This is a genomic window from Chitinophaga skermanii (genome assembly GCF_003259335.1).
GTDB classification, from domain to species: domain Bacteria; phylum Bacteroidota; class Bacteroidia; order Chitinophagales; family Chitinophagaceae; genus Chitinophaga; species Chitinophaga skermanii.
The window spans coordinates 462,865-481,793 of record NZ_QLLL01000004.1; the positions used below are offsets into that span (position 1 = coordinate 462,865).

Consider the following 18,929-nt stretch of genomic DNA (forward strand, 5'->3'; position numbering starts at 1 on the left):
AAAAAGAAGCCCGGTTAACAACTGTTAGCCGGGCTTCTATATTTATATGCGTGCTTCCAAATGCACTTTCGTTAATTGATCGTATACACTACTATGTCCTTTCGATAAAATAATACTAACGGCGTAAAATATTACAATCACCATAGGTAATATTAGCAGAATATACACAAAGAAAGGTGTGATTTTACTTTGTGTATCGTAATAAAAGAGCCAATGTACCCCGCTATGCGCTATTTCCCATGGAAGTACTTTCAATACATTGCGCCAAAATATGCCTTTCTTGCCCGTTTTAGAGATTACTTGTAAACCCCGCAAGCGTTTGCCGATACTGGCTTTACGGCTACTGCTTTCTGTGAAAAAGAAATAACAAAATACGGGAATGATGAGTAAGAATAATCCCATTAACTCACCTTGTAAAGGTGGCAGCGGTTGCGGTGTTTGTTGGGTGATGGAATGGTATATGTTAGAAATAATAGCGATAGCAATGATATACATAACAATGATGGCGTAATCGATCATGCCTGCCACTAAACGAGGCTTTAATAGGCTGGTGGAATTTGACATAAAGCGTTGGGGATTGATCTACCATTCATCTACAAAACTTGCTCCAAAATACAAAAGGGAGCTCCCATTACAGCAGCTCCCTTTTCAGATGATGAAATAATGCAAGTATTTAATTGGTCACTTGTTCGAAATCGCCTGGTTTCCAAGCACCATTGAAGGCGGCTTCGCCAGGACCATAAATTCTTATATAAGCAAACCAGCCTTTGCCAGGAATGGTTTTAATCCATTGTTTCTCTTTCCCAGCAGGGGCTTTCGGTCCGAAGTACAGGTCTACCTCTTTGTCTTTCGAGAAGTCTTTCAGTTCGAATAATGACCTTAACGCGGCGTAACCTTGATCGGTATCTATTTGGCTACGAGTTTCTGCATCATAGATCGTAATCGACCAGAATAAACCGGCTGGAACGGGTTGAGGAATGACCAGTTTATAGGTATTAGCACCATCAACATATTGGCCTTTATTATCTTTCATTCCTAGCCAGTAAAGCGAGCCTGTTCCGGCTTTGCGTCGAAACATAGCAGGAGATGCACCAATTGCTTGGTAGAACCATACTTCACGGGCTTCAATGTCGGTATAATTAGGTGTGGCAAAGTCGCCATTTTCTGGGCGTAAACCTACCCATTGCCATTGACGATCTTTCCATACAACAGCATCGGGGCGACGATCGGCAAAGGAGGTAACGCGCATTTGACCATTTGCAATTTTAGCTGCTTTCTCAAGAATGCGCTTCATACGATCGCCAGGTTTAAATGGTTGATCTTTCGTGATACCCAAAGCCGCTAAATCGCCGTAATTATTAGCGTAGCCGGGATAAGCAGGTTCCATTCTCACGAGCTCAGCCAGTTTTTCCCAGTATTGAATATTGTTTTCCCATGCAAGCGGGGTTGTATTATTAGGTTTGGGGGTTAAGTCAGGCCAAGTAGGCGTTGTCCATGGCGTTTTAGGATCGAGTGGGTATACCTTGATTTCCGTTAGCCTATTCATAGCGCCTGCCACATCTCCATTAATAGGCAAGGAACGCGCCCCTACTGTGAGGTTGTTGGAAGAGGAATGCCAAACGTGATAACCAGTAGGAATATCACCTTTGTAACCTGGTGGAAGAATAAGGTGTTTGCCTCCTTTGCCTTCGTCTGGACCTGGGATACCCATATCTGCCACCCAGCGTTGGTTAAGATCCATGGCCGCAACAATTAATGGCGCAGGGGGCAATTCGATAACAATGGGGCCGATCGACAAATCGAGGAGAATGGGGCCGTAGGGTGTATCTGAATTCAATGTGAAACCAACATGTTTGGGTTTGGTGTCCATTTTGCCAAATACTTTGTTGGGTGTAACCCCAATGTCCAAGTTTCCTTTTAAGATGGCATACCCCGATACGCTTGGATAAAAGAACTTATACGCATTAATAGCACGTACTAAGTCGATATCGTCGTATACTTTTTGAATGGTTTCTTCCGAAGGGTAGCCGCCATTGAAGGCGTAGCCCGTATCGGAGTTATTGTTGGAAGAAGGTTTTGATGTGGTGCCGTTATTTTGGCAAGAGATCAAAACAGTAGAAGAAAAAGCCAAGCATGATAAGGCGAGTAGGGGCTTTTGCAGTAATTGATTCATGATCAAAACAATTTACGTTTACTGGATGGGTAAATGTCACCTTGTGGTGTTTGAATTGATGATGAATGCTGGTAGAATAGCCTAGGCTGATAATGTAAAACAATGCATTGGCTGCCTTTGTTGTAGGCAGCCGATGTTTTTTATGGTCGTTGAATGGGTATCCAAATTTCTTCTTCAGAGCTGGGATCGTCGTTCTTATATTTTTCGGTGAGCATTTCGAAATGGGGGCGGTTATCGAGTAAATATCCCGATGCAGGCAACCATTCCGTGAAGATGTAATTGAAAATACCAGCTGCCGCTGTAGCGTTCCCTTTGTAACTGAAAACAGCGTAGTCTCCTGCCGGTAAAGTATACGCTTCCATACCGCCAGGTACTGCTGTGAAATCGGTTACTTCGATGAGTGCCCATTTTTTGAACAGGCGGTTGGGATGGAATTGAGTGAAGTAAGCGGGATCGTATTCTTGTAGAGAGAATAGTGTAGTACCCGCGGTATTGGGAATACTGTTACGGAGAGGCATAAAGCTTTGCCATAAGGTACGTGTATGATTCGTAGCTAAAGACATTTCCATGCTTTTCCCGACGAGTAATTTTTGTTGTATTGTTTGCAGCTTGGGTTCCATGTTTCAAAACTACATAATATTTTCAATCACTTTATTCTTTCTCGCTAGCACCATCAAACCATAACTTAAAACAGTAGCTCCCACAAACACGATTAACCATTTTATGATGGCATGAAGTGCAATATTCATTAAGCTGAACTGCAACCAACAATTAAAAATGTAATGTACAAGGTACATACCGAAAGCATTGGGCGACATCTTTTGCCAAAACAGACTTTCACGGGCACTGAAAAATTTAAATAGTACAATGAACATCCAACAACTGGCTACACATGAGAGTGTCCAGGAAGAACGGTATATCCAATAAGCAGCGGTTTCAGTGATTGTGCCATCTTTCATCATTCGTGTTAATGGTCCTTCGCTGTATTTGAGGAATGCATACGCACCGATGCCTAGTATAACGTAGAAAATGGGTTTGTTTAACCAAGTAGCGTGGTTACCTAAAATGCCTTCTTGCAAAGGTTTGGTGCCTATTATGGTGCCAAGTAAAAAGTAGCCTGCATACAGTAAAATTCGGCTATACTGGAACATCAATGGTCCAATACCTACCCATTTCCCGGCATCTATTTGCATAACCATTGGAACGTATAATAGCCACGTGAAAACAAACCAAACCAGCAGAAACAGTAATGTATTTCCTTGTAAAGCGACGATTCGATTTCCTAACTTTTCCCAAGTCGTTCGAATAAAAGGGAAGATGCAAGCAAACACGAGGTTGAATGCAAATAATACCCAAATAAACCATGGTGGCCCAACCGGCCAGCCTTCAACAGTAACATAATCTTTGATAAAATGGATAGGATCAAATTTACCATAAGCAACTATGTAAGATGGGATATAGGCAATGGGCATTAAGAGGGTTACACCTACGATAAATGGAATCATTAATCTTTTCCATCGGTCGTGTAAGAATTTGCGTTGTGATTTCTTTAGCAAGGAAGGAGTGACAAATATCCCGCTAATTAAAAACATCAACGACATAAAAAACACGTCATTGAAATCTTCGAAAATATCGAGCACTTTGCTGCGTTGGGCATCTACAATAGGCGCTGTTGATGAAATATAAGCCGCCGGTTCAAAATGCGCAAACGTGGTATACGCTAAAGAGGCATGGTGGGCAATCACTAAAATGGTGATGAAAGAGCGAAGATGATCGACCCACAGCACCCTATTTTTTACAAGAGTAGACATGCTATTAAAATATAAAATATGTTGCATGTTTGCTAAGAAAAAATAGGGTTAGATAACTTGGCTGGTAAAAAAACAATAAATCAAAACCAATCAACGAAGAAACACCGCTATTTGTTAGACACGTTTCTTTATAGCGTCATTAATCTTTAAATAAGATATTGCTCCCTTTCCCAATCAAAATAATACACAACCAGGCGCTGTTGCAGGAAACAGCGATTGCATGAGGTCATCTATAGCTTATGTTATTTGAGCAATAGATGCCAAGGGAAGCAAAACCCAGGGTTCGAAAAAGGTGCTGCATAGTTATCGTTTTTTAGGTAGCACAAAGTAGGATACGATTAATCCTAAGCCTGTAAACACTAAGATAGACGCGAACGACAAGGCTAGGTAATTAACCGTAGGTAGTAATGCTTGTAATACGAGGCCCACTACAGTGCCTAGGGCAATACTGATTAATACAATCCCGGATACTAATAGAAAGGGACGGAAATTGAAGTATTTACTAAAGAAATCGCCGGGTAAACCTTTTTCTAGCAAGGTGAGGCGTTCTTTGTGACGGGTTGTAAAATAGTAGTAGCAAAGGCTGAAAATGGTAAGCGCCATAGCAATTAAAACAGCAGCGGAAGTGATTTGCATGATAATGTAATTTAGAGTATGTATACATTAGACAAAGAATAATAGAGAATGGTCACAATTTTGACTAAATTTCTTTTGACTATTATTTTTTTTGATTTCATGTGACCATTTCACCAATTTGCCTGTCTAATTTAGACATGCAGCACCGAAAGTTTCATACGAATGAGGACGAGTTGTTAGCCCAAGCCAAAATGGGGAACCAGGTGGCTATAAAAGCATTGGTAACTACTTACAGCGAACTAGCCTTAACGCTAGCGATGAATGTTGTAAGTAGCCGGGAAGATGCGGAGGAGATTGTACAAGATGCTTTTCTAAAAGCCTTTGGGGCCTTACAAGATTTCAAGCAATCGTCGAAGTTTTCCACTTGGTTGTACAGTATTGTATACCGAACGGCCTTGAATGCCTTGGAAGGAAAGAAGAGAATACAAAGTGATGTGCTAGACCCGGGTGCTTATGAAATACCCGGTGAGCTGGAAAGTTGGGATACCATTCGGGCAACCGAACGAAAGGCATATGTTCAGCAGGCATTAAGTAGGCTAGGCGCAGAAGATCGGCTTGTTGTACAGTTGTTTTACATGGCGGATAAAACTATTCCTGAAATATGTACGATTACTGGGTTTAAAAAATCGGCTGTAAAAATGCGGCTCTTAAGAAGCCGGCAACAATTAGCCACTACTTTTCAATTAATATTACCGAACGAAACAAAAGATCTATTATGAGCAAGAATAATGATGATCTTAAAAAGATATTACAAGCACATGGCGCTGAAGTGCCATCCAATGGCTTTGCAGAAAGACTTTCTGCTAATATCATAGCCTCCCGTGAAGCTCAATTGCGTACAGGCCCCCCTGTGAATTGGAAATTGGGAAAGATCACCCTATGGGTATTGATGGGGTTGAATATCGTGGTGTTATGTCAATTAGGCTGGAGCTATTTACCGCCCGTGGTATTTGGCACCATTCTTATTAGCCTAGCTGCTGTAGCTGCGGTTGTATGGATGATGAAGAAAGTAGTGAATGTGATGGAGGAGTAGCGAATAGGAATGCAACTTGCTTGTCAATAGATGGAATGCTAGGTAACAGTCCTTACTGTCAGCGCTTTGTGGTACTATGTAAAACACCCTTTGGTGAGGCAGTGCCGAATGCTTAACAGTTTAGCTGCTGTGGTAACCATTGTTTGGATGATGAAGAAAGTTGTGAATGTGATGGAGTAGTAAGAGGTGCCTTAAGCTGCTAACCGCTCTTACTTTAAAGTAATAGCCAATAGCCAACCGAGAACAATGGGTGCTAACGATGTTGACAGGTGATGGTTGTGTAATTGGAACAGTGAATGTGAAGGGACGGAAGATAAGTGTATCTCTCAATTCATTGTCAAGGTCAACTGAAAGGCGATGGTTGTGGAAGTGCCGAAAAATAACCATCATCGTGTCCTAAGAAAATAGGCCATTACTGTTGGAGGTGATGGTCCATTTTATTTTGTTGTTCTGAGTCGATAAGCTGTATGGAAAAAATAATCATCAAATTCATGAAAACATTTGGATAATATAACAAGATGCTTAAATTTGCATCGATGTTGCAATTAGTGAAACATACACATTACTATCGTAGCCTATTAGCCGGCTTAATCTTGCTACTGTTTACAGTTAGCCAGGTACCGAACCAATTGCTGCATGCGATGTGTGGGAATCACGACCATACCTACGTTGCACACGATTTACAAGAGGGAATTAAAATTACCAAGGATACAGTGAAATGCCATTGTCATCACGTGGTAAACCAACATCATTCGCCTTTTATTGTACAGCAATCGTATACAGCACATCATTACGAAACAGTTTTTTCTACTATCGTTCATACGTATATAAGCGTAGCAGAACATAGTTCTCCCCGGTATTTCTTTTCTATTCAAGGCCCACCACAGGCTTAGTGCTACATGTCAATTCTGCTTGGTGCATTGTATTGGTGATATCGCCTATTGTGCACTCGTTTTCTATTACTTTTTTATTTCATTAACCGGCAAGTACCGTATGCATACTTTTCGAAAGAAATGTAATGCTATAGTATGACTTGCTATTAGCTATTCTTTTACTATAATCTACCAGGTAGATGATAGTATAATTGAATGGCCTGGTAATACTATGTCAAGATTATTTGTTTGTTGCTTATTGTTTATAGGTTTTTCATCCATACTGCATGCGCAATCGAGCCAATTGAGTGGCCGTGTATTGTTACAAGGTGTGCCTGTGCCGAATGCGATGGTGCACGTAGATAGTACTTTTTATACAACTACGGATCAGCATGGAGTGTTTACATTCCAGGCGATCCCATACGGCCAATATGTATTGTATGTGCGCCATACCGGCTTGCAGCTATTCTCAAAACGATTGCAGCTATGTAAGGCTATTCATTATGAGCAAGATATTACGCTCGCTTGGCAATTAACAACATTACATGGCATTGCTGTACACGAAAGTGTAAGTACCAAAAAGGTGCAAGAAAGTGCCATGAACCTTACCATTGTGCAAAGCGATTTTATACGTAAAAACCTAGGCGGTAGCTTAATGCAATCATTGGATAAACTACCCGGTGTTAAATCGATTGGGATTGGTGCCGGTAATTCGAAACCCTTAATTCGTGGGTTAGGGTTTAACCAAGTAATGGTCGTAGAAAATGGTGTGAAACATGAAGGACAACAATGGGGAGCCGACCATGGATTAGAGATTGATCAATTCGCTGCGGGACAGGTTGAAATTATTAAAGGGCCCGCTTCTTTCATGTATGGACCTGATGCCATTGGTGGAGCGATTGATATTAAGCCTATTTCCCTGCCATTGGCACATACAATGGGTGGCACAATCGATTTGGCCGGTAAAAGTAACAACGGGCAGTGGGCTGCTTCTGGTTACTTCTATGTAAGAACGAACCGCTGGTTCTTAACAGGTAGGTTTAGCTTGTCGGAGTATGGTGATTTTAGGGTGCCTGCCGATACTGTACATGTATACAGTTACGCCGTTCCATTATATAAACAGCATGTGCGCAATACGGCGGGTAAAGAGCGGAACATACATCTCAGCACAGGTTGGTTAGGCAAGAAACTGGCATCCATTTTCTACATCAGCCGGGTGTACAATAAGAGCGGCTTTTTTGCCAATGCGCATGGTTTAGAGCCCCGTAGGGTAAATCACAATTTACATGATCGTTCTTCGCGGGATATTCAAATGCCTGCACAAGAAGTTACCCACCACAAAATCATTAACAAAACCACCTTCAACCTACAACAACATCATATAGAATGGCAAAATGGATTTCAGCATAATTTCCGGGAAGAGTTTAACCACTATGTTAATCATGGTTATATGCCGCCTGTTTACCCTACCAATCGCGCTACGCCCGCCACATTAGAAAGGTCGTATAAGAAGAGTGTATTCACAACTGCGCTTAAAGACGAATGGAAGGTTGGACAACACCAATTCACGATTGGTGCGAATGCCGAATGGCAACATAATCAAATTGATGGTTGGAGTTTCTTGATCCCGGCTTTCACACAATGGCAAGGGGGCTTATATGTATACGATAAGTGGCGGGTGAATAACCAAGTAATACTGCATGGTGCTTTGCGTTACGACTTGGGGCGCATTAAGATTGAAGAATATGCCGATTGGTTTCCTTCTGCAATAATAGAAAACGGCGATACATCGCAACAGTATTTAGTCCGCTCAACAGCTATCTCCCGTCGTTTCGCGAGCCTTAATTGGTCGGTAGGTATAAGCTATGAACCGGGGCGCGTTTTCATGAAGGCTAACCTAGGATCTAGTTTCAGGATGCCAATAGCGAAGGAGTTGGGTGCTAACGGGGTGAACTATCATTACTTCCGGTATGAGAAAGGTGATGCTACCTTATCACCCGAACGCTCTTACCAAGCAGATATTAGTTTGGGTTGGAAAGATGAAAAAATGCATATAACTGTCAGCCCCTTTTTCAATTATTTTCCTAATTACATCTACCTAAACCCAACATCGGCACACGATTATAGGTATGGCGCCGGTAACCAGGTTTTCTACTATGCACAAAGTGAAGTAGTACGCTACGGCGCAGAAATGCAAGCTCAGTATTCATTCAGTCAACAGTTTGAAGCAACGCTTGCGGCAGAGTATTTATACAACGAGCAATTATCAGGTGCGAAGAAAGGTTATACTATTCCATTTACACCACCACCTTCTGCACTATTGTCATTACAATACAATATACCTTTTAAACAAGGCATGAAGGATACTTATGTTGGTGTAGAATACCGGGCAGTAGCTGCACAAAACCGGGTTGTACCGCCAGAAAGGAAAACACCATCCTACCAATTGTTCGGCTTCAATGCCGGTACTGCTATTCGCTGCCAAGAACAAACTATCAATATTCATCTTCAAATAAAAAACCTATTCAACACCCGTTACTTAGATCATACAAGTTTCTATCGACTAATAGAGCTGCCGGAAATGGGAAGAAATATTGTGCTGTCACTGCAAGTGCCATTTACTTGGCGCAAGAGAAGCGAAGAGGCAAAAGGTTCGTAATTAAAATAATGCTATACATGAAAATGACACGTAAAAACCTGTCGTACTGCGTACTGGTATTTGCGACAGGGATGCTATTTGCCTGTAACAAAGACAAAGTAGAAACGGATACAACTTATCCAACCATCGATCTCGGTATTGCGGGGGCTTCCCCGGTACAATGTGCCGTGGTGGAAAGGGGAAAACCATTTGTGTTTAAAGCAAAGTTTTCGGATAACAAAGCGCTGGGTTCATACAGCCTAGACATTCATCACAATTTCGATCATCACACGCATAGTACGGAGGTTAAGGCTTGCGAGGAAGATGCAGTGAAAGTGCCTGTTACGCCGATGTTGTACATCAAGGATTATGCTATCCCGGCGGGTAGGCGGGAATTTGTAGCCACTACTGAAATTGATATACCGGCACATGTAGATGCAGGTGATTATCATTTTATGATTCGGTTAACCGACCAAGAAGGTTGGCAAACGATGCGGGGTATTAGTATCAAAATCAAGTAACAATATTGTTTCACCAGTTTATCATTAAAATTTAAAAGTATGAAGTTTAACATTGGCAAAATCGTCATGGCAATTGGTATGTCCGTTTTCTTGTTTGCATGTAGCAAAGACGATGATCCTGTGCCAAGTAAACCCACGTTGAATGTAACTGAAATTGGGCACAGTAACAGCAAAATCGCTTATGTAGGAGCCGACCTTCACCTAGATGCAGAAATTGAAGCGGCCAACAATATCGCGAGCATCCAAGTAAGAATTTTCCAAGCAAGCAGCAATACCGGTTGGAAGTATGATTCTACGTATACACAAGGTTTTGCCGGTACAAAGAATGCAGATTTTCACAAGCATATCGATATTCCAGCAACGGCGGCTGTAGGGAAATATCACATCCAACTGGTTGTAAAAGATCAAAAAGGGCAGCAAACTACGTTTGATGGTGAGCTAGATATCCAAGCGAATGTAGATCTACCGAATGTAACAGGTATACACGTGAGCTTAAATGATGCAAAAGATGATTTGCATGTAGATGCGCAGGTGGCAGCACCAAAGAAAATTGCAAGCATTACGGTAACAGTGAAAGGAGCATGGACGAAGGCTACTGAATACAAAGATGAAGCCATGGTGGGACAAACAAGCTACAAATTGCACAAGCATATTCATGTAGGCGAGGCACCTGCCGGTCATTACCACGTATTTATTAAAGTAGTAGACCAGGCTGGTAAATCGATGGAGTTCGAAGAACATTTTGATAAATAGATTTGAGTAGGTAGGATTGTAAAAATGAACAGGGCAGCTAAGAGTGGGCTGCCCTTGTTCTTTTATGAACGATTAGCCACACTTTTTGAACGGTTAACCGGGTATTATTGCCTACATTTACTTGTACATTTATCGCTTATACTACCCTGTTAGCAGGGATGTACGTATTGGTAGCTTTGAAAAAGGTTGATTATGATGGAGTTTATGCTGCCCGGGGATTTAACACGGGGAACGATGTATGAAAATAAGACGATTGGTTGTTTGAACTACGCTTCTGATAAAGCGAGTCATAAAACGCGCATTGTTGTAGAAGGGCACTTATTTAGTTTTCTACAAGCAGGAGAGAAAATTGTGCATCACCCGGGAGGTATATTGAAAATTGAACCATCGGCGTTTTTGTTTATGCCTGCGGGGAATTGTTTGATGAGTGAGAAGGTAGCACACGATGGCCGGTATAATAGCTGCTTGTTGTTTTTTCATCATACCCTTTTATCAAATTTCTTTAGCGAATACTTTACAACGGTGAAAGTTCGTGAAACAGATATGGTCGATCGTTTTCCTAGGGCGATCATGTACGATACCTATGTACAATCATTTGTTACTTCGCTGCAACATTTGCCTGGTAAGCGTTCTGCTGATATGTTAGCATTGAAGGTACAAGAGATATTGCTGTACTTGTGTACGCAATACCCGCCCCTTGTGACGTACTTTAAGCACCTTTCTATGGAGTGGGAAGAAGACAATGAAATCCGTCGTGCTGTATTGGCCAATATCGATACGGCCATTTCCGTGCAGGAGTTAGCCTTTTTGTGCAACATGAGCTTGTCGACTTTCAAAAGGAAATTTATAAAGCTATATGGAGTGGCACCACGACAATGGTTTTTACAACAACGCATGGAACGCGCTGCGGGTTTGTTGTTGAATAGTGGTAGAAAAGCAAGCGAGATTTACGATGAATTGGGGTATGAAAATCTTTCTAGCTTCATACAAACCTTCAAACAATTTTACGGCACTACTCCCAAACAATATCAAATCAATCATTGATCGATTACCTACATTTTTTGACTACCTAGCTACAGCTCATTCGACCATAACACAGGTAGCTTTGTAGTACAAAAAACGATCATCATGTTTAGATCCATTCTTTTCTTTGTAGCCATCATGGCTAGCGTAGCATCGGCACAAGCGCAAACATTTACCTTAAAAAGCAACGAAGTAGGCGGGCAATTCACCAACAAACAGTATTACAATAGTTTCGGCTACCAAGGCGAAAACCAATCCCCGCAATTATACTGGGAAAATGCCCCCAAAAATACCCAAAGCTTCGCAGTTACCATGTACGATTTAGATGCCCCAACAGGCAGTGGCTTCTGGCATTGGGTAGTATTTAACTTACCGGCCGATACCCGTGAATTAAAACCCGGCGCAGGCGATATAACCAAGCAATTAATGCCGGCGGGTACTGTTCAATCGGTAACTGACTACGGTGTTGCTGGTTATGGAGGAGCTGCTCCTCCCGCAGGCGCGCCTCATAGGTATTTAATTACGGTATTTGCACTGAATAAGCGTTTGGATTTGGATAAAAATGCAACACCGGCCTTTGTAGGTTATAATCTCCATTTTGCAACAATTGAACAAGCTTCTATCGTTGTATACGGGCAAAAGAAATAATTAGCTAACCAGGTTATTTCCGCCCCGCACATTACTCTATGTAATGGCGGGGCTTTTTAATTCATAATATCTTCGTACATGGTTTGCGTACTAGTGTAAGCATGTAATTCCATCCGTGTATAGCGTATTGCGTACGTTTAAAGAGTCGTGTAAATACTAGGCATTCCACGTGTAATTACTACTTCATGAATGCCTCAATATCTCCTAAATGCTTAAGATATAACAAGTTGTAAGTACTGGTTGTAGCACTTTTAGACGTATCAGTATGATTTATAAGTAATTATATGATAGGGGGATAGGGTGGAGATAGGCTCGAGATAGGCTTAGGATAGGCTTTAGATAGGCTAAGGATAGGGTGGAGATAGGGTCATTACTTGGAAACTACATGGAATTACATGGAAATTACTTGAAAACTACATGGAAGTTACATGGAAGGCACAAGGAAGGTAGCTTGAAATTACAGTAAAACCACTGGCAAAATACCGGGTTGGTATTTAAAGGAGATAGGGGCGTTATTTACAGTGAATAAGTGTTGACGTTCTTATGATGATACAAGCGTTTGAGTGACGCTTTATTTGTACCGCTTATTGATATATCAAAGTTAAGGGTAATTACGTAATCAACTATTCAGCATGAAGGAAGGTTAGCATAAAAAATTTATACATCATAGTTTGTCATAATATTCAATTGAAAGAAATATTTAACCATGTGGTGCTGATGAATGATGTATACATTTTGTCCACTGTATTTATACGAGAGAATTAGTTGTAACTAACTTTAAATGAGTTGATTACGATAAATGGGTATAGCATGGAAATAAATTGTTTTTTACATTAGCTTAACTGTGTAACGCCAAAATTATCCCCTTATATAAAATCCTTTATACCTCATGATGCAGAACAAGAAGTACCTCGTACGGATAGGCATTTTAGTGCTTGCTTTTTATCTCTATAGTACAATCGTAAGTTGGTTAACACGTTATGATTACAATGGTTCAGGTGGCCTCATTTATCGATTAATTGGTTGGGGCGTATTTTTATTTTTACTCGTTCGATTCGGGCGTAAACTTTTCAAAGGAACAACTACACAAGGACCTACCCGCAGAAACACCGATCATGGATCAGCACATTGGGCCAGTTTTGACGATTTTTATTTAGCCAATAACCCCAATAAGGCTTCAGCCGGGTTAGTACTCGGTGTAGCAGGTTTGGTGCGACCAAAACAAGGGCATCTAATTACAGTGGCCGGTACAGGTTCTGGTAAAGGTGCCTGCCTAATTATACCTACTTTATTGAATGAACCCACCGGTTCGTTTGTAGTAACCGATCCGAAGGGAGAGAATGCTTGCATTACCGCTCGTTCACAAGTACAATATGGGCAAAATGTGTACATCCTCGATCCTTGGGGAGAACAACAACGCATTGGTGCGCGTCATGGTATTGAGGCCGCCGGTTTTAATCCTTTTGATTTTATCAAAATGAATGTGGAAGAACTGCGTGATAATTGCGAGCAAGTGGCCAACCTACTCGTGCCTGATCGCCCGGGTGATAAAGACCCATATTGGAATGATAGAAGCCGCACATTGATTAAAACATTGATGATGCACATTATTACATGGTTACCACCCGATGAACATAATTTCTGGACATTGTACAAGATGCTCCGTTATTCAGCTAAAGATTGGACGGCTTTGCTGCTTGAGATGGGCGATAATCCTGCCGATGATGGTATTATTAGCATTGCATCCCAAGAATTCTTAGGTTTAGAAGAAGCGGGCGGCTCTACGATGGCTAGCATTCGATCTACGGCACAAACCGCTACTTCTATATTTGAAAGCCCGCAATTGCGCCGATCGTTAGAAACATCGGATTTTAACCCCTTTGATTTAACGGATGGGAAAACCACGGTGTATATAGTTATTCCAGAACGATACTTGGAAACCCATTCCACTTGGTTGCGCATGGTAATTGGTTTATGCCTCAGTGCTTGTAATGCCAAGCCCAATAAGCGTGTTACCTATATGCTCGACGAATTCGCCGTGATGGGTAAAATGAAGGACGTACAAAAAGCCTTCGCCTTCGCTCGTGGCCAGAATATTGTGATGTGGTTCTTTGCACAGAATCTTTCCCAAATCAAAGAAATTTACGGCGAAGATGGTATGAATACCTTCATTGGGAATGCAGCCCTGTTGTTGTGTTTCGGTGGTATGAAAGATCAATACACTACCCAATATTTCAGTAAAGCCTATGGTAAAACAACGGCTTCGAAGTTGGTTAGAACGCATGGCCATACTAGTAGTAGAGATTCATCTTCCACCACCACCTCTAACAGTTGGCAAACATATGAGAAAGATTTAGTGTCGCCCGATGAAATAGAAGCAGCGAAAGAAGTGATTTTCTATATCGGGGAGGGGCACCGTTTCGTACATAAAAAACAACCGTGGTTTAGGAACATGTTCGAAGGAATTAGCCACGATCATCCAGAACTAACAAAAGAAAATGCCAAGATCATCAAATCGGGCAACCTACCACAAGATGGCTGGCACGAGTATTACATAAAACAAGCTGATCCAGCGCCACGCGTTTACGAATAAATTTCATCCAAGTTAAAATTATTCAAACATGACAAGAGACGAATGGATTGCCATGAATAAAGATCTTCGTCATGAAGAAGCTTCCATTCAAGGCCAGGTTAAGAAAACAGAAGACCAGTTACGCCAAGCGAAAAGCATACAGGGTAACGAAGTAAAAGTAAACGAACTTAAAGCACAGGCAAAAGAGTTGCAGGAAAAGTTAGATAGGGTACGATCTAATATGGAAAAGAATACCCAACGCTACCAAGCAGCTAACCGTTCGTTGAAAGATAAAATAGGCGATTATAAGGCAGTAGCCAAACAAGAGATAGAAGGCATAAAGAAAAACCTAAAAGACCCGGATAAGGTTATACCTGCTGCGATGGAAGCATTAGGGGCCTTATCGCCCGACCCAGAAAGGGTAAACATGCTAAAAAAGCAAGAAGTAGCTGCTATCGTAAGAAATGTGGAAGAGTTTGAGAAAAGAGAAAATAAAGAAGTGCGTAAACAAGATGAAACTAAGAAGGACAAGGAAGCGGTAAAGAAGACTGAGAAAGAGGAAAAGAAGCAGGAGAAAGACGAGCAGAAAACTGAAAAGGAAGAGATAAAAGCAGCTAAAGAAGAGAAGAAGGCTGAAATAGCGGAAAAGAAAGCGGAGAAAGCAGCGGAGCAAGATAAACGCAAAACGTTGGATGATTTACCGAAAGTAAATTATAAGGAAATGGGAGAGAGCCTCATGAGTGAAAAGGTAGAAAAGAGCAAAGAAGAGGCCGAACGTGCCATGAGATTAGAGCAAATTATGCGTGAAAAGGAATTACGCCGTGGACAAGAACGTGATCGCGATCGTTAAAATAGTATTCATCATTTTAATTCTTCTTATATGCCAGTCAATCGTTTAGATGCCCCAAGCTTTATCATCTTGTTATTGATCGCTATTCCAGCGATTCTAATTTGGCAGCACCAAGCATTTCCGCTGTATATTGTTGTACTAGGTACGTTGATTTGCGGTGTATTGCTTTTCTTTTGGTTACGCAAAATTGTTCGTAGCAAACGGTAATTTGCTCCCTATTAAGTACAGTCATACGTAAGAACGGTTACACCAATGGGTGTAACCGTTTCTTCATTACGAAAACAAGCGAAACAGCTTAGGTCAAGCTTTTTCTTTTTTGCGGTATACTAAATAGAAAATCTGCGGTAATACAGTGAGCGATAGCAACATGCAAATGATTAATCCTCCCACAATCATAATGGCTAATGGCTTCTGCACTTCAGACCCCATCCCGGTCGATAATGCCGCCGGTAATAAACCTAATGATCCCATTAAAGCAATCATTACAATTGGGCGAATGCGGCTATGTACGCCGGAGGATATGGCTTCGCGTAATGGCATCCTATGTTGCAGGTTTTCCCGGATCACGCCAATTAATACAATACCATCTATCGTGGCTACGCCAAACAAGATGATAAACCCAATGCCTGCGGAAATGCCGAATACGGTATGTGTTATCCAAAGCGATATAAATCCACCCACAAAGGCAAAAGGCAAGGTAACTGAGGAAATAAGCATGTCTTTAATGTTACCCCTAAAGTTCATATAGAGTAAGAACATGATCAGCACAAGGGAAATTGGTACAATCAGCATCAATTGCTTGGTGGCTCTTTCTTTGCTTTCAAATTCGCCGGCCCATTCAACTTTGTTGAAGCTGGGGAGTTTTATTTTTTCGGCAACTACCTTTTGTGCTTCGGCAATGGTACTGCCCAAATCTCTTCCTTCCACACTAAAGCCAACGGCGATATACCGGCTGCCTCCTTCCCTGTAAATAAATGCAGGGCCTGTTGTGTAACCAATCGTAGCGATCTCCTTCAAAGGTATTTTCTGGCTGCCGTCTTTGGATGGAATGAGAATGTCGCCGATTTTACTTTCATTATCGCGGTAGGCTTGGTCGAACCGTAGACGTACATCGAAGATTCTTTCATTTTCGTAGAATGAAGTAGCGGCACGACCGCCAATCGCCATTTCTACTACTGCTTGTGCATCGGCAATATCGATACCATACCGGGCCATCTTAGAATCGTGGAGCTTGATACGTAATTCCGGTAAGCCCATGTTTTTAAACACGTTTACGTCTTCAATGCCATGTACATCTTTGATAACATCGGCCACTTGCGTGGCATAACGCTCCAAATCTTCAAGGTTGTCGCCAAATATTTTAATCACCGAGGAGCTTTTTACGCCTGCTACGTATTCTTCTACGTTATCTTGAATAGGTTGACTGAACCCGAATACAATACCCGGGTAAGCCTGTAGCAGTTGGCGTATCTCGGCAATCAATTCATCTTTCTTCACTTTTCGCTGCCATTGAGATTCGGGTAGCAGTTGAATATGGAATTCGATGTTGAAGAACCCGGTTGGATCGGTACCATCGTTCGGGCGGCCTACTTGGTTTAGCACAAATTTAACTTCTTGGATTGCCCTAATCTTATCGCGGATTTCTTTGGCTATGGAAGAAGTTTCTTTGATGTTGACACTGTTCGGCAAAGTTGCCCGCACATAAATAGAACCTTCATTCAACTTCGGTAGAAATTCTGATCCATAGAAAGCAAAACGCACTACGCACAATGTAACCAACAACACAAAAACGGCAATCGTAGTGCGTTTGTAGCGTGTACTTAGCTCGTATAAACGGTAAAGATTAGAACGGAAGAACAATGATATCTTATTTTCACGTTCCACAATGTTCTTCGTGAGCAGTAATTTAGACATGGCCGGTACGTAGGTTAAACTCAGGATCAGCGATCCTAACAACGCGTACCCTAACGTAAATGCCAGCGGTGAAAACATTTTCCCTTCTACCTTTTGGAACGAGAAGATCGGTAGTAAAGCAACAATCAATATCAGCAACGCAAAGAAAATGTACGTAGCCACGCTGCTGGCACTACGTTTTATAAGGCCGAGCTTGCTCATGCTATTGAACTGTGTCATGCCCACTTGGTGAGCCTTCACGGCCATGGCCACAAACACGGTTTCTACAATCACCAAGGTGCCTTCCAGCAACAACCCAAAATCGAGTGATCCCATGGAAATTAAGTTGGCGGGTAAGCCTTGGAGGCGTAACATAATCAACGAGAACAAGAACGAAAGTGGTATCACCGACGCAACAATTAAAGTTGAACGCCAGTTGTACAAGAAGATAAATACGATCACAGAAACGAGTATAATGCCTTCTACGAGGTTTTTTGTGACCGTGTGAACAGTTGTGTTCACTAGCTCGGTACGATCGATAAATGGCTCTATTTTCACGTCTTTCGGTAAAACGCGTTCGTTGAGTTCATTGATTTTTACTTTTAAACGGGCAATTACATCGCTGGGGTTTTCGCCGCGCAGCATTAGTACAATGCCTTGTACGAGGTCGTCGTTGTCTTGTAAACCTACTTTGCCAAGGCGTGGCTTAGCTGTTATTTCCACCTTTGCTACGTGTTTAACGAGGATAGGCACACCTTTCTTTACTTCGATGAGGATGTTTTCTATATCGTCGATTTTCTCTAGTAACCCAACGCCGCGTACAACATAGGCTTGATCGCCCCGTTCGATGACGTCGCCACCTACATTGATATTACTTTTCGAAATGGCTTCGTATACATCCAAGGGCGATAAATCGTAGTTAGCGAGTTCGGTAGGGTTGATTTTTATTTCGTAGATCTTTTCTTCCCCGCCAAAAGTTACCACGTCGGCAATACCTGGCACAGCCACAAGTTCGCGTGTAACGAGCCATTCTTGCAAAGCGGTTAATTCCTTTACCGGGCGCTTACTTTTCAATACATACCTAAAAATTTCTCCTGTAGCACCGGAAGGCGGTTCTATTTCGGCGGAGGCACCGGCAGGTAAATCTACTTTTTGAATACGGTTGGCGGCATATTGTTGGGCGTAGAAGTCGTTTACATCATCGTCGAACGTAACGGTTACGACCGACAAGCCAAACAATGAAATGGATCTTACACCCGATTTCTTGGGAATTGTATTCAATTCCCGCATAATGGGCAGGGTAACGAACTTCTCAATTTCTTCCGCACTACGGCCGGGCCACTGTGTAATTACGCGGGCACGGGTATTGGTTACATCGGGGTAGGCTTCAATGGGGGTATGGATGTAGCACACCACGCCTGCAATAACGAGTAAACCCGTGAGGAAAAAAACCGCGATGGAGTTTTTGAGAGAAAAGGCAACGACTTTTTGTACAAATTTGTGCAT

General features: G+C 41.9%; 17 protein-coding genes. 11 read left to right on the forward strand and 6 right to left on the reverse strand.

Annotation, left to right across the window (positions count from 1 at the left end):
• Positions 1-42 precede the first annotated feature (42 nt).
• The 5 genes from LX64_RS12545 to LX64_RS12565 all read right to left on the reverse strand — a co-directional run bounded on the left by LX64_RS12545 (position 43) and on the right by LX64_RS12565 (position 4,620).
• Positions 43-564, reverse strand: coding sequence for an RDD family protein (locus LX64_RS12545; RefSeq protein WP_111597992.1), 522 nt, complete (start codon positions 562-564; stop codon positions 43-45).
• Positions 565-673: 109 nt separating this feature from the next.
• Positions 674-2,173, reverse strand: coding sequence for a DUF1254 domain-containing protein (locus LX64_RS12550; protein ID WP_111597993.1), 1,500 nt, complete (start codon positions 2,171-2,173; stop codon positions 674-676).
• 140 nt (positions 2,174-2,313) lie between these two features.
• Positions 2,314-2,793: a GyrI-like domain-containing protein gene (locus LX64_RS12555; RefSeq protein WP_111597994.1), complete on the reverse strand. Its 480-nt coding sequence runs from the start codon at positions 2,791-2,793 to the stop codon at positions 2,314-2,316.
• Positions 2,794-2,802: 9 nt separating this feature from the next.
• Entirely contained in the window at positions 2,803-3,984 is a 1,182-nt protein-coding gene (locus LX64_RS12560) for an acyltransferase family protein (protein ID WP_158538606.1), read from the reverse strand.
• A 303-nt stretch (positions 3,985-4,287) separates the two neighbouring features.
• Positions 4,288-4,620: a DUF6249 domain-containing protein gene (locus LX64_RS12565; protein ID WP_111597996.1), complete on the reverse strand. Its 333-nt coding sequence runs from the start codon at positions 4,618-4,620 to the stop codon at positions 4,288-4,290.
• 137 nt (positions 4,621-4,757) lie between these two features.
• Between LX64_RS12565 and LX64_RS12570 the strand changes: the two genes are divergently transcribed.
• The 11 genes from LX64_RS12570 (at position 4,758) to LX64_RS26030 (ending at position 15,737) form a co-directional block, all read left to right on the forward strand.
• Positions 4,758-5,339: an RNA polymerase sigma factor gene (locus LX64_RS12570; RefSeq protein ID WP_111597997.1), complete on the forward strand. Its 582-nt coding sequence runs from the start codon at positions 4,758-4,760 to the stop codon at positions 5,337-5,339.
• Positions 5,336-5,653, forward strand: a complete 318-nt coding sequence (locus LX64_RS12575) for a hypothetical protein (RefSeq protein ID WP_111597998.1) — start codon at positions 5,336-5,338, stop codon at positions 5,651-5,653. The genes LX64_RS12570 and LX64_RS12575 overlap by 4 nt, the downstream gene beginning before the upstream one ends.
• Positions 5,654-6,171: 518 nt before the next feature.
• A complete protein-coding gene (locus LX64_RS12580) occupies positions 6,172-6,546 on the forward strand; it encodes a hypothetical protein (protein ID WP_148707298.1) in 375 nt (124 codons plus the stop codon).
• Between the two features lie 211 nt (positions 6,547-6,757).
• The gene (locus tag LX64_RS12585; RefSeq protein WP_111598000.1) at positions 6,758-9,184 is read left to right on the forward strand and encodes a TonB-dependent receptor; all 2,427 of its coding nucleotides are present in this window, start codon (positions 6,758-6,760) and stop codon (positions 9,182-9,184) included.
• A gap of 17 nt (positions 9,185-9,201) precedes the next feature.
• Positions 9,202-9,684, forward strand: a complete 483-nt coding sequence (locus LX64_RS12590) for a DUF4625 domain-containing protein (RefSeq protein WP_211324800.1) — start codon at positions 9,202-9,204, stop codon at positions 9,682-9,684.
• Between the two features lie 39 nt (positions 9,685-9,723).
• On the forward strand, positions 9,724-10,437 hold the full coding sequence (locus tag LX64_RS12595; RefSeq protein WP_111598002.1) for a DUF4625 domain-containing protein: 714 nt from the start codon (positions 9,724-9,726) through the stop codon (positions 10,435-10,437).
• Between the two features lie 192 nt (positions 10,438-10,629).
• Positions 10,630-11,481 carry a helix-turn-helix domain-containing protein gene (locus LX64_RS12600; protein WP_111598003.1) on the forward strand — a complete coding sequence of 284 codons (852 nt, stop codon included), beginning with the start codon at positions 10,630-10,632 and terminating at the stop codon, positions 11,479-11,481.
• A gap of 84 nt (positions 11,482-11,565) precedes the next feature.
• Positions 11,566-12,108 carry a YbhB/YbcL family Raf kinase inhibitor-like protein gene (locus LX64_RS12605; RefSeq protein WP_111598004.1) on the forward strand — a complete coding sequence of 181 codons (543 nt, stop codon included), beginning with the start codon at positions 11,566-11,568 and terminating at the stop codon, positions 12,106-12,108.
• A gap of 889 nt (positions 12,109-12,997) precedes the next feature.
• Entirely contained in the window at positions 12,998-14,701 is a 1,704-nt protein-coding gene (locus tag LX64_RS12610) for a type IV secretory system conjugative DNA transfer family protein (RefSeq protein ID WP_111598005.1), read from the forward strand.
• Positions 14,702-14,729: 28 nt separating this feature from the next.
• Complete coding sequence (locus LX64_RS12615; RefSeq protein WP_111598006.1) at positions 14,730-15,530, forward strand: hypothetical protein; 801 nt, start codon at positions 14,730-14,732, stop codon at positions 15,528-15,530.
• A 30-nt stretch (positions 15,531-15,560) separates the two neighbouring features.
• Complete coding sequence (locus tag LX64_RS26030; protein ID WP_158538607.1) at positions 15,561-15,737, forward strand: hypothetical protein; 177 nt, start codon at positions 15,561-15,563, stop codon at positions 15,735-15,737.
• Positions 15,738-15,830: 93 nt separating this feature from the next.
• On the opposite strand, the gene LX64_RS12620 is transcribed toward LX64_RS26030, so the two are convergent.
• Positions 15,831-18,929, reverse strand: a complete 3,099-nt coding sequence (locus LX64_RS12620) for an efflux RND transporter permease subunit (protein ID WP_111598007.1) — start codon at positions 18,927-18,929, stop codon at positions 15,831-15,833.